General features: G+C 57.0%; 12 protein-coding genes and 1 pseudogene. 6 read left to right on the top strand and 7 right to left on the bottom strand.

Annotation, left to right across the window (positions count from 1 at the left end):
* Positions 1–25: 25 nt before the first annotated feature.
* Positions 26–1,159, top strand: a complete 1,134-nt coding sequence (locus ACP7BN_RS02750; protein WP_426201416.1) for a P1 family peptidase — start codon at positions 26–28, stop codon at positions 1,157–1,159.
* A 140-nt stretch (positions 1,160–1,299) separates the two neighbouring features.
* Here the strand turns inward: ACP7BN_RS02750 and ACP7BN_RS02745 are convergent, their stop codons facing one another.
* The 3 genes from ACP7BN_RS02745 to ACP7BN_RS02735 all read right to left on the bottom strand — a co-directional run bounded on the left by ACP7BN_RS02745 (position 1,300) and on the right by ACP7BN_RS02735 (position 3,901).
* The gene (locus ACP7BN_RS02745) at positions 1,300–2,247 is read right to left on the bottom strand and encodes an AraC family transcriptional regulator ligand-binding domain-containing protein (protein WP_426201414.1); all 948 of its coding nucleotides are present in this window, start codon (positions 2,245–2,247) and stop codon (positions 1,300–1,302) included.
* A gap of 54 nt (positions 2,248–2,301) precedes the next feature.
* The gene (locus ACP7BN_RS02740) at positions 2,302–3,138 is read right to left on the bottom strand and encodes an oxidoreductase (RefSeq protein WP_426201412.1); all 837 of its coding nucleotides are present in this window, start codon (positions 3,136–3,138) and stop codon (positions 2,302–2,304) included.
* A gap of 400 nt (positions 3,139–3,538) precedes the next feature.
* Positions 3,539–3,901, bottom strand: a complete 363-nt coding sequence (locus ACP7BN_RS02735; RefSeq protein ID WP_426201410.1) for a DUF6124 family protein — start codon at positions 3,899–3,901, stop codon at positions 3,539–3,541.
* 524 nt (positions 3,902–4,425) lie between these two features.
* On the opposite strand from ACP7BN_RS02735, the gene ACP7BN_RS02730 reads away from it, so the two are divergent.
* Positions 4,426–4,992, top strand: a complete 567-nt coding sequence (locus ACP7BN_RS02730) for a hypothetical protein (RefSeq protein WP_426201409.1) — start codon at positions 4,426–4,428, stop codon at positions 4,990–4,992.
* Between the two features lie 183 nt (positions 4,993–5,175).
* On the opposite strand, the gene ACP7BN_RS02725 is transcribed toward ACP7BN_RS02730, so the two are convergent.
* Positions 5,176–6,174 carry an NADP-dependent oxidoreductase gene (locus ACP7BN_RS02725; protein ID WP_426201408.1) on the bottom strand — a complete coding sequence of 333 codons (999 nt, stop codon included), beginning with the start codon at positions 6,172–6,174 and terminating at the stop codon, positions 5,176–5,178.
* A gap of 3 nt (positions 6,175–6,177) precedes the next feature.
* A pseudogene (locus ACP7BN_RS02720) lies at positions 6,178–6,966 on the bottom strand (SDR family NAD(P)-dependent oxidoreductase).
* 175 nt (positions 6,967–7,141) lie between these two features.
* Between ACP7BN_RS02720 and ACP7BN_RS02715 the strand changes: the two are divergent.
* Positions 7,142–7,726, top strand: a complete 585-nt coding sequence (locus tag ACP7BN_RS02715; RefSeq protein ID WP_426201406.1) for a TetR/AcrR family transcriptional regulator — start codon at positions 7,142–7,144, stop codon at positions 7,724–7,726.
* A 12-nt stretch (positions 7,727–7,738) separates the two neighbouring features.
* The gene (locus tag ACP7BN_RS02710; RefSeq protein WP_426201405.1) at positions 7,739–8,500 is read left to right on the top strand and encodes an alpha/beta fold hydrolase; all 762 of its coding nucleotides are present in this window, start codon (positions 7,739–7,741) and stop codon (positions 8,498–8,500) included.
* Positions 8,501–8,510: 10 nt separating this feature from the next.
* On the opposite strand, the gene ACP7BN_RS02705 is transcribed toward ACP7BN_RS02710, so the two are convergent.
* Positions 8,511–9,323 carry a DUF1206 domain-containing protein gene (locus ACP7BN_RS02705; RefSeq protein WP_426201403.1) on the bottom strand — a complete coding sequence of 271 codons (813 nt, stop codon included), beginning with the start codon at positions 9,321–9,323 and terminating at the stop codon, positions 8,511–8,513.
* A 192-nt stretch (positions 9,324–9,515) separates the two neighbouring features.
* Between ACP7BN_RS02705 and ACP7BN_RS02700 the strand changes: the two genes are divergently transcribed.
* Positions 9,516–10,091, top strand: coding sequence for a TetR/AcrR family transcriptional regulator (locus tag ACP7BN_RS02700; RefSeq protein WP_426201401.1), 576 nt, complete (start codon positions 9,516–9,518; stop codon positions 10,089–10,091).
* Between the two features lie 138 nt (positions 10,092–10,229).
* Positions 10,230–10,784 carry an OsmC family protein gene (locus tag ACP7BN_RS02695; RefSeq protein WP_426201400.1) on the top strand — a complete coding sequence of 185 codons (555 nt, stop codon included), beginning with the start codon at positions 10,230–10,232 and terminating at the stop codon, positions 10,782–10,784.
* A 164-nt stretch (positions 10,785–10,948) separates the two neighbouring features.
* Here the strand turns inward: ACP7BN_RS02695 and ACP7BN_RS02690 are convergent, their stop codons facing one another.
* A complete protein-coding gene (locus ACP7BN_RS02690) occupies positions 10,949–12,055 on the bottom strand; it encodes an alkene reductase (protein WP_426201398.1) in 1,107 nt (368 codons plus the stop codon).
* Between the last annotated feature and the right edge of the window lie 30 nt (positions 12,056–12,085).

The following is a 12,085-nucleotide window of genomic DNA, read 5'->3' as shown; positions in this document are numbered from 1 at the left end:
AATCCCCATTGAAAAAGTGAACCCCATGAAAGACATGAAGAAACCCCGTGCCCGCGATTTGGGTATTCAGTTCGGCCAACTGCAGCCCGGTCCGCTCAATGCCATCACAGATGTGCCGGGTGTGCGGGTCGGCCACAGCGATGTGCGAGGGCGCACTGCCAACGGCCGCGACATCCTGACCGGTGTCACGGTCATCGAGCCGCGTGCCGGCTCTACCAGTCAGCAGCCGTGTTTTGCTGGCGTCCATGTGTTGAACGGCAACGGCGACGCCAGCGGTCTGGAATGGATTCGCGAAGCAGGGCTTTTGACCAGCCCCATCGCCTTCACCAACACCCATAGCCTGGGCGTGGTGCGCGACGCGCTGATTGTGCTGGACCGTGAACAGCAACCGGATGACGGCCGGCTCTACTGGAACATGCCGGTCGTGCTGGAAACCTTCGACGGTTTGCTCAACGACATCAACGGTTTTCATGTGAAGCCCGAGCATGTCGCCGAAGCTCTGCTCACTGCGCAGAGTGGTCCGGTAGTCGAGGGCAATGTAGGGGGCGGGAGCGGCATGATCTGCCATGAATTCAAGGGCGGTATCGGTACGGCTTCGCGGCAACTGAGCAGTGCCGAGGGTGGCTGGACTGTGGGGGCTATCGTTCAGGCCAACCACGGCATCCGCAATGAATTGCGGGTCGATGGTTACCCGGTCGGACGCTACATGGAAAAGGCCGACTCACCGTTTCTCAAAGCTTCGCTGCCGCATCCGGGTATGGGTTCGATTGTGGTTTGTCTGGCCACCGACGCGCCATTGCTGCCACACCAATGCACTCGCCTGGCCCAGCGCGCCAGCCTCGGCCTGGCTCGCACCGGCGGTGGCAACGAAGACCACAGCGGCGATATCTTCATCGCCTTTGCGACCGGCAACGACATGCCGCCCGCGGCTTATGAAAGCAAAAAAGCGCCGACCTGCGACAACCTGCGCATGGTGAATAACGATCACATCAGCGAACTGTTCTTGGCCGCCACTGAAGCGGTCGAGGAGGCGATCATCAATGCATTACTGGCAGGCGAAACGGCTGAAGGTAATGGGCATGCCGTGCCGGGGCTGGATGCCGAGACGTTGCTAAAAGCGCTGCATCTGGCTGGGTGGCCGGGATCGGCGCAAGGCTAGTTCATCGAGCATCAAAGGGGGGAGCGCACCTATTTAATGGAAACTGACACAGCTGATGAGGTTTCGGGCCAAAAGGTCATTGCATCGGCAGCCGATCAGTAGGGTGGATCCGTGTTTCCGTCACGATTGACTGAACGTCGTCAACTCGCCTTGCGATAGCGTATCGGACTGATGCCGGTCCAGGCAGTGAAAGCACGGACAAACGAGTTACCGTCCTGGAAACCCAAGAGAAAGGCGATTTCCCCAGACGACAAGGTCGAGTTGTTCAGATAATGCCGGGCCAGCTCGGCACGGGTGGCGCCAAGAATGCCCTGGAAGTTGGCGGCTTCGGCACTCAAAGCCCGCTGCAAACTGCGCTTGCTCATGGCCAGGTGACTGGCTACGGCCTCGATGGAACCCAGCCCGCCGGGGAGCATCTGCAGCAGTGCCACCCGCACACGCTCGGCGATGCCAGCCTCGGCATCCAGCATCGACAGACGCTGGCGCAGGTTGCTCGCAAAGAAGTCCCACATCTGCACATCCTCGGTTAAAAACGGCCGCTCCGCATCTGCGGTGCAAAAGCGGATGCGATTGCTCGTGCCGGCGCTGACAGGCACACCGAAGAAGTCTTGATAGGCTTCGGCCTGCTGTGGCGGCTGCACCAGCGTCACCGCCAATGGCACGATCGCCTGTCGGGTCGCCAGCCGCGCCAGTTGGGTGAAGAACACCAGCTCCGTGGTACACAGCGCACGCGGCAACGCACCGCTATAGCCGTAGCAGCTCAGTTCGACCGTGGTGGCGTCGGCAGTGACCTCCTGCAACAGGTGCATTGGCCCGATCAGGCGCTTGAACTCGCTCAGGCGCTGCAGGGCGACATTCAGATTGGGGCTGCAAAGGCTGGCGAAAATCGGCGGATCAAAAACTTCCACCGAGAGTGCCTGGGCAATCGCCAGTGGCAGCTCCAGATCGCCTGCAGCTGTCTCCAGGCCACGCCACAAGGCAAAGTAATCGGCCGGTGTGAGGCTGGCGTCGGCGCGACTGAACAGATCGCCCGGCAAACCGGCCAGAGCCAGGACGTCGGCCGGCTGCAGCCCCAGATCGGTGATCAACAGTCTCCAGCCGCGGTGGACACTAAAACGACTCGCCTGCTTCACGGTGTACCCTTACTTCACGGTCGACAGCACCAGTTTGTCGAAAAGCCGGTCACCAAACCACTTGCGGATGAACAGCATCGGTCGTGCGTATTTGCCAGCGATATAGCGCGTTTTCGGGCGCCGTGCACGGACTGCCTGCAGGATCAGCGTGCTGATCACCTGCGGATCAGAACCACCGCCACTGGCATAGCTGCTCCGGGTGGCGGCGGCCACAGCCTGGGCCATGGGCGCGTAGGCACCACTGCCGGAGCGCTGCAGCAGGGGCGTGACCATGACCTCACCAAACTCGGTGGAAATGACTCCTGGTTCGATGATCACCACCTTGATGCCAAAAGGCGCCAGTTCCAGACGCAAGCAGTCCGACCAACCCTCCAGGGCATGTTTGCTGGCGTGGTACCAACTACCCAGCGGTGTGTAAAGGCGGCCGCCCATCGACGAAATATTGATGATCCGCCCGCCACGCCGCTCGCGCATCGCCGGTAACAGCAGTTGAGTCAGGCGCGCCAGACCGAACAGATTGACCTCGAACTGATAGCGCGCCTCATCGATGCCAATATCTTCCATGGCGCCATACAGACCGAAGCCGGCATTGTTGATCAATACATCCACCGCTCCATGCCAGCCCTGAATGCGCTCGACGGCCGCCCGTACTTGCTCATCGCAGGTGATGTCCATCTGCAACGTATGTACGCCCAGCTGTCGCAAATCGTCCATCTGTTCCAGACGACGAGCGACGGCATAGACCACCAGGCCCTCATCGTGCAATGCCTTGGCGAAAGCCTTGCCCATACCTGAAGAGGCACCGGTAACCAGGGCCACTCGTGTGGTTGAATTGTGCGCGGTCATCTGCTTTCTCCTCGATTGGAATGCATTCGATGCTACGCAGCCATACTCCGGGAGTAACTCGCAGATCACGCCAATTTCAATGCCGATGGTGCCGGGTGCCGGGTGCCGGGTGCCGGGTGCCAGCACAGCGCGCCGGAAAAAATGGGGACGGATTTATTTTTTCGGAAAATAAATCCGTCCCCATTTTTTGTTTATTTTCGCCTGCTTTGGGTCACCGTTGGCCTTATGAGGGAGGTGAATGAGCTCGGTATTCCATCTACATTTGGGTATGCAATTGGCCAAAAGCTGACGGCAGGAACTGACCGCTATTGGCCGAATGCTGCCTCTCAAAAGAGGCAACATTCGGCTGAGGCGATTCAGCTCATGAGGTGCCGTACTACCAGCAGTCCTCAGCAGCCAATCAAACCTTCACCTCAACATTATCCAGCGCCTGATTCACCGCCAGCTCCCCCAACATCACCACCTGCGCAATGCCCAGCGCAGTCTTGCGGTGGGCGGGGTCCAGCACAGCGGCAAAGTTATGGAGCATTTCTCCAGCCGACCCCAGCGATTCACTGGCATTAGCGAGCAGCGATTCAGTGTCGTGCGCCGTATTGGCGATGAACATCGGGTCATGTTTGTGGTGGCTGCCCATGATGCGTTGTTTGGGAGTGAGGTAATGGTCGAGGGCGCGTTCGGCGGCTTCGTTGAGTGTTTTTGAATCTGGGAATTGGTAAGGGGAGACGGGGTCGGTTTCTGGGGGATTCGGTGTTGGTTTGATCATGATGAAGCTCCTTGTGTCGCGATTCGGAGCCATCACCCTCGCGCTACCAAACGGAGGGTGGTGGCCATACGCAGGTTGGTAGACCGGGACACAAGGAGACCGGCGCACTCGAAAGTGCCCTGTGCATGACCACCATAAAGCCGAGACGATAGAACCCGAACCACAAGCGCACAAGCCGGCGGATTCTGGCGTAGTCGTAGGCAATGGCGCAAGCCGCTGTAGCCTTTAGGGAGTAACGTTTAGTGTCCTTAAACGTCATCGGAAAACCCGATTAAACACCCAGGCTGACGTCTGAATGGGAGCTGGTAGTGTTATCCTTCGGCCGCCGCGCATGGCAAGGATCCAGCCGATCTTCCCTGAATGTTGGATTCAGTCCTGCAGTTCGCCGCAGGTTCAGAACGGGAGTTTCAAGGAAGAACAAGCATGATTCATGAACGAAGAGGCAAGCGCATCCATCCCAGTCATACCCAAACTCGCCCCCAGATAAATGTAGTCACGACGAGTCTAATGGCAGGCGCGTTGAAATGGTTATGACACGCTTATTGAAAGCGTTGAGTCGTGCTCTTTGGGGAACAGTTAAATACCTGGCTCAAGTCTTAATTAAAATCTTGCTGGGTATCGCTGCAATTGTGACCTCGGTTGTAGTTCTTATCTACGCAACGGCTGATTCGACCAGCATCGATATGGTGCCTCGGCTAAATACTCTGATCACCAGAGTCAATGATTATAAGGTTACTTATTTCCAGGATCAGGACTGGTGCAAAGCTCTGCTTGCCGAGGCGGGTAACTATGCCAGCTCACCAGCCTCTACCTGCGGCGATGGCGACAAAGCCCAACCCTTTGACGAGCAGGGAAGCGAGATTTTTACCAGGATCAGAGATGCAGCGAATAAGGCCAGCATAACTCCCATCATAATCAGTGTCCGGTCCGAGGGAGGCATTGTCTCGTTCGCGCAAGTCGATCTTTCGTGCTTCTACTGTTATGCCTCTTATATATATTCACCGCAGGCTGCATACCAGCCCGATAAGGCGGAGAAAGCCAGCGTCACTGACATGGGTGGGGGTTGGTACTACGTAAATACGGGTATTTGATTTTTCCGCTCGGCGAGGATGGAGTTGGGCTTTAGTGGCTATGAATCGTTATGTTAATTGTTCAGGGTCCGGAGTGAACCGACTGCTCCGGAGCGTCGGGAGTTGGCTTTTCCTCCGGCGCAGGCGCTGGAGGCTGATGCTCGGCAACATCCACGCTATCTACTGACATTCTTCGCAACGCACTTATCTCAATGTCACGGTGACTTTGCCCTTCGATCTGCCTTGCTCAACGTACCGCAACGCCTCCGCAGTCGATTCAAAAGGGAAGGAGCGATCAATAACCGGTTTGATAACCCCAGCCTCAATCAGCGCAGTGATTTTTTGCAGCTGTTTCCCATCAGCCCGCATAAACAAAAACGCATAATTCACCCCGTGCTTGCGGGCCTTTCTGCGAATCCCGCTGCTCAGCAGGCGCATGACTTGCCCCAACACCCAAGACAAACCTTGTTCTCGGGCAAATTGCGCAGTCGGTGGCCCTGATAGGGAAGTCAGCTTTCCACCAGGCTTGAGAACCTTGAGCGATTTCGCCAATACGTCGCCGCTGAGGCTGTTCAAGACCACGTCGAAATCGCTTAACTCGTTGGCAAAATCCTGCCGCTTGTAATCGATAACCACATCCGCCCCGAGCGCTTTCACCCATTCGACATTCGCCGTGCTGGTGGTGGTCGCAACGAAAGCGCCGAGGTGTTTGGCGAGCTGGATGGCGAGCGTGCCGACACCGCCGGAACCCGCGTGAATCAACACCTTCTGACCCTTTTTCACCTGAGCGATTTCAACCAGCGCCTGCCACGCGGTTAACGCGGCCAAGGGGATGGACGCCGCTTCGGCCATGTCGAGATTCGCGGGTTTCAGCGCGAGCGCGTTTTCATTCACGGCGATCAGTTCTGCAAACGTCCCGATCCGAGCCTCGGGAGGTCGGGCATAGACTTGGTCCCCCGGCTTGAATTGCGTCACCGCCGAACCTGTACGCACGACCACACCGGCGAAGTCATTGCCTAAAATCAGTGGAAATTTGTAGGGCAGAATCAGTTTGAATTCACCGGTTCTGATCTTCGAATCCAGCGGGTTGACGCTGCTTGCATGCACCTCGACCAGAACGTCATGTTCACCGACAGCAGGGGCGGGCACTTCGCCGATCATGCCGTTGTGCTTGCCGTAGCGCTCGATAAAAAATGCCTTCATGGTTCAGACTCGAGTCAAATAACGTTGCGCCACGGCGGACTGGCGGATCTGCGTCAACAGGCCCTGACGCGCGGTTTGCAGGGCATCCCAGCGCTCGCCTTCATGCAGCGGCGGAATGGTCACGGGTTCGCGACGGTCGAATCCCACCAGCGCGGCATCGACCAGATCCCCGACTTCCATGATTTCGCTCAAGGTATTGATGTCGATCCCGGCGCGATCTCAAATCTCGGTGCGGGTGGCGGCGGGCAGCACGGCTTGCACGTAGACACCCTGAGGCGACAGTTCCAGGCTCAGGCCTTGGGACAGGAACAGCACAAACGCCTTGGTCGCCCCGTAGACGGTCATGCCGAACTCAGGCGCCAGACCCACCACCGAACCGATGTTGATGATCGCGCCGTCACCTGCCTTGGCCAGACGTGGTGCGATGGCGCTGGCGAGCCGCACCAGCGCGGTGGTGTTGAGGGCCACCAGTTGCGCGACGCTGTCGGTGCTTTGCTCGATGAAGTTGCCGGACTGGGCGGCGCCGGCATTGTTGATGAGGATGCCGATGCGCGCGTCATCACGCAGACGCGTTTCGACGGTGTGCAGGTCGCTGAGTTGCGTCAGGTCGGCCGCAATTACTTCAACGGCAACGTTGTGTTCGCCACGCAACTTTGCTGCGAGGGCTTCAAGACGCGATTGGTCGCGGGCGACCAGTACCAGATCATGCCCGCGCTGGGCGAAACGCTCGGCGTAAACCGCGCCGATGCCGGTGGAAGCGCCAGTGATGAGAACGGTAGGGCGGTTAATCATGATGTAGGCTCTTTTTCGGGAATGTGGATTGGGATTGATGGGCGAGCGCGGCGTCGAAATCGATTCGCTTGAGTTTAGGATGATGATCGAAATCTAAACTGTCAACGGTTTTGATTACGGTCAACATCTATGTATGATCGGGCGATGAATTTCCAGCGGTAGCGAGGTAGCGAACATGCGAGTGTCCAAGGCGCAGGCCCAGGCAAACCGCGAGCACATCGTCGAAACGGCTTCAGTGGTATTCCGCGAACGCGGTTTTGACGGAGTCGGCGTGGCCGACCTGATGGCGGCCGCCGGTTTCACTCATGGTGGTTTTTACAAACATTTCGGTTCGAAGGCTGACCTGATGGCCGAAGCCTCGGCCAACAGTCTGGCGCAGTCGCTGGCTACTGCCGAAGCGATGAGCGTGCAGGACTTCATCGACGTGTATGTGTCGAGGGATCACCGCGACGGGCGCGCCACCGGTTGCACCATGGCGGCGTTGTGCGGTGACGCGGCGCGTCAGTCGGGTGATTTGAAATTGGCCTTCGCTGAAGGCATCGAGCGCACGTTGCAAACGCTCGGCGAGAAATACCCGACCGGACCGGACGCTGCGCCGGATGAGGCGCGGGTGAAAATGATCGACCTGCTGGCGCGCGCGGTTGGCGCGATCATGCTATCGCGCGCCTGTCCTGACGACTCTGCGTTGGCTGATGAAATCCTGGCGGTGTGTCGTGCGCAGATGAGCGAATCGTTGGCTGGTCAGTCAGAAGGAATCTAAAGGGAGAAATCCGTGACCACACGCCGACTCACCATTGATGACCTCACATTGAATATTTCAATCTGCGGTCAGGGTTCACCGCTGCTCTTGCTCAATGGCTTGGGTGGCTTGATGCGTACCTTCGATCCGCTGCGTGAGGAACTTGGGGACTACACGACCATCACCCTGGACGTGCCCGGCGTCGGCAAGTCGCAAATGCCCCGTTGGCCAATGCGTCTGCCGCGGCATGCCGATTTGATCGCCGAGATGCTCAAGCAATTGGGGATCGATCAGATCGACGTGTTCGGTGTGAGTTGGGGCGGTGCATTGGCGCAAGAGTTCGCTCTGCGTCACCCGCGTAGGGTGCGCCGGCTGATCCTTGCGGCGACTTCAGCTGGCCCGGCGATGCTGGTGAAGCCTGCCGACATCCTCGATTTTTTTGGCGCAAGCAAAAACGCCAAGCTGCGCAAGCAAGAAGGCTCGCGCAATTCGATACAGACGCTGCTGCGCTTGGGTGTGGCGAAGCGCATGCTAACGACAAACCCGCGAAGCTATTTGTACCAACTCGCGGCTCTGGTCGGCTGGACCAGCCTGCTCAGGCTTTTCCGTCTGCGCCAGCGCACGCTGATCCTCACCGGCGAACGCGACACCCTGGTTCTGCCGTACAACGCGCACATTCTGCGCCGTAGCATTCGCCGTGCTGAACTCCAGGTCATAGAGGGCGAGGGGCATTTTTTCGTGGTCACGAGCGCCAAGCGGACTGCCGAAGCAATCCGCGAATTTCTCTGCAAGTGATTGCGACATCTTAAAGTCTCGATACTCCCGGCACATCCATATTGATTTTGCGCCAGAAAGCCTCAGAGAAGCTGTACACCGAGAAGGCAATCAGCCCGAAGGCCATCACCATCAAAATCAGCCATCCAGCGGGGAGATTCTGCAGCGCGTCGAGGGCTTCCTTCATGCCGGGTGGATCCATGGCTTTATAAGCGGAACCGCTGACCGCCAACAGCAAGGCAATCTCGATAAACACCACCCCACGGGCGATTAACCCGAAGCGCGACACCGGGCGCACGTAGCGCATGACGTCTTCGTCAGCCTCAAAATATTTTTCGAACGTCGCCTTCCAGCCTTTGATGATGTGCGCAATGCCTACACCCAGCGGAATCAGGGCGACCACATAAATCAACAAGTTCGAGTAATCCCAAGACAGAAGATGCGCCAGCCAATCTTTGGTTTGCCCCCCGGAATTGCCCGAGCTTCGAATACCGCTGATGAGCAGGCCCAGTGCGAAGAGCGCCAAAGTGCCATTGACCAGACCTCCTGCAAACAGCCCCGCGCGAATCACCAGCCCTTTGAAGTTTTTTCCGTGGTGATCGACATCACGCGTCGCTTGCAGCACGCGCCAAGCCGCAAATGCCAGCAGACCCGCCACCACAAGCCCGACTAAAAAATACCCGAATGGCTGAGCCAGCAATGCTTCCAGGCTCTTGTGGCTATCCTTTGGTTTTGTCGAGTCCTGCGCTGCCAGCAGCGCGAAAATACCGATGATCAGATAAAGCACTCCCCGCGCGGCGTAGCCTCCCCGAGCGAGTAGTACAAGACTGTGTTGTGCGGACATGGGTTGTATTTCCAAAAGGTAATACAGAGCAGACCAGTCTCGCCGGGAGGGGTTCTATTGAGGTGGAGCAGGTTTGACTGGAATCCAAGTCCCTCATCTCTTTACGCGGAGGCGAGGCTGAAAATGTCGAGCGCTGTCTTATGAACAAGCACTAATTTATGATGCGTCATTACCGATTTTGGAAGCGACCCAATGAGTACACGTTCCGACCTTCTTGCCAGCGCTGAGATTTTGTTGCGTACCAAGGGCTATGCCGCGTTCAGCTACGCCGATCTGGCTGAGGAAATCGGTATCAAGAAAGCGAGTATTCACCATCACTTTCCAACCAAAGAGGGGTTGGCGATCGCCATCGTCGAGAGTTATCTGTTCCGCTTCAAGAATCAGCTGGAAAGCATCGACGATACACATCCCCTCATTATCGACCGACTTAATGCGTTCGCCCTTATGTTCGCGCACAGCAGCGAAAGTGCGTTGCTTCCGCTATGCGGCGCCTTGGCAGCCGAGCTATCGGCTTTGCCTGAAAGTTTGAAAGAGATGACACGAGATTTTTTCGAAATTCATCTGAATTGGCTTCAGGCCAATATTGTGCGGGGCCAGAAGGCGGGTGAGCTCAAAACCGACCTCGACAACGTCAAGGTTGCACGACTCATCTTGAATACGCTGGAAGGCGGCAGCTTTGTATCTTGGGCGCTGAACGACAACTACCAACATTTTTCCGGTATCGAGATAATTTTAGATGGACTGCGCCCTACCGGGACGCAGCACTAAGGCTCAACCATACGGTAATCTTCTCGGTCGATGCCCGTTCTCATTGCGGAATAAAACAATCTGTTGATGATCAACCTACCAGTTGGTAGGCTTATTTCTCTTTCGGGCTGCTGCCCAGAATTCAAGAGGAACAAGCATATGAGTAACAACCTGAACGGTATCGATGTCGCCGCGCTCCAGCAGTTTGCCCAAGGCGTAGCCGAGGATCAGACAAAACGGCTTGCAAGCTTTAACGTAAAGACCGAGTGGAAAGGCCAGACCCGTTCCGTGGCAAAGGTCAGCCGTTACAGCCTGGCGGGTGAAACCTATGCGCGGGATTTCGAAATCATTGCCGACGAACCAAACGAATTACTTGGACAGAACTCCGCACCTAATCCGCAGGAACTGCTGATGGCGGCTCTCAACGCGTGCATGTCGGTCGGTTATGCCGCCAACGCCGCAATGATGGGCATCAAGATTCACAGCCTGGAAATCGAAACTGATGGCACGCTCGACCTGCGTGGTTTTCTGGGTATCGACGAAAGCGTTAACCCGGGTTACGACGAAGTGAGTGTGGTGATCCGCCTGCACACCGACGCCTCGCGTGAGCGCGTTGAAGCATTGCACAACGTGGTGCTCAAGACCTCGGTCAACTACGCCAACTTCTCCAGGGCTATCCGCATGGTGCCGACGCTCGAAGTTCTTGAGGGCTGATCGTTTTAGTCTTCGACATTGAACGATGAAGCCGGTTTGTATGACACAAAAAAGCTCCTTGGAGATTGAGTACAAATGCACTCAACGACCAAGGAGCTTTTTTTATTTGAAAGTGCCGCTGATTACTCACTGGCCCGCAATTTCAATTATGTCTCAGCCGGGATTCAGGCTATGGCCGCAGCATATTCCGGATAATCGGTGTACCCCTTGTCAATCGAATCGCTGACACCGTAATAGGTTGCACGATCTCCCTCAGCCAATGGCCAATTGTTCTGCATACGCTCTACCAGATCCGGGTTGGCAATATAGGGCGTGCCGAAAGCGATCAGGTCAAGTTCACCTTTGGCCAGCTCAGACTCCGCAAGTTCTTTGGTGAAGCCGCCAGCCGCCATCAAGGTGCCTTTGTAAACTTCGCGGAATGCGGCGCCAAAACCCGGTGGTGTTGGTGCGGCGACGATAGTGGGTTGGTAGTTCAGGTGAACGAACGCCAGTTGGCGCTCATTGAGCGCCGCCGCCATGCTCATCCAGGTTTGTTCTTCGCCCTCGTACACGCCAAAGTCATACAGGCGGCCGAACGGCGACAGGCGTACGCCGATCTTCGAGCCACCGATCTCGGCTGCAATCGCATCTATGGTTTCCAGCAGGAAACGCTGGCGATGGGCGATGGAGCCACCGTACTGGTCGGTGCGCGTATTCAGGGCGCTGCTCAGGAACTGGTCGAACAAGAAGCCATTCGCGGCCATGATTTCAATACCATCGAAACCAGCGTCCATGGCCATACGCGCAGAGCTTACGAAGTCCGCAATCACGCGTTGCACTTCAGCAGTCTCCAACGCACGGGGTGCGCTGGGTTGCACTGGGCCTGACTTGCCAGGCTCGATCCAGGCATACACCGTGGTATCAACCGCAGCCACCGTGCCCGAGGAGACTGGCACCATGCCATGCACCGAGACATGGGACATCCGGCCAACGTGCCAGAGTTGCGCAAAAATCTTGCCGCCCTTGGCATGCACTGCGTCAGTCACTTTGCGCCAGCCAGGCAAGTGCTCATCTGCGTAAATACCCGGCGTATAAAGATAACCGCGAGCCTCGTCGGAAATCGGCAGGCCTTCGGTGATCAACAGGCCGGCGGAAGCACGTTGCGCGTAATACAGCGCGTTGGACTCATTGGGAATGTTGTCCAAAGTCCGGGTGCGAGTCATCGGGGCCATCACCACTCGATTCTTGAGCGCGGTACCTGAAAGATTGTACGGGGTGAACAGCTTATTCATGATTGATCTCGACGTGGTTGACGAATAGAG

The organism is Pseudomonas sp. TWP3-1 (assembly GCF_049896625.1).
In the GTDB taxonomy this organism is placed as follows: domain Bacteria; phylum Pseudomonadota; class Gammaproteobacteria; order Pseudomonadales; family Pseudomonadaceae; genus Aquipseudomonas.
Note: the sequence above shows the minus strand (reverse complement) of the source record. Positions and strands in the feature narration are given on the sequence as shown.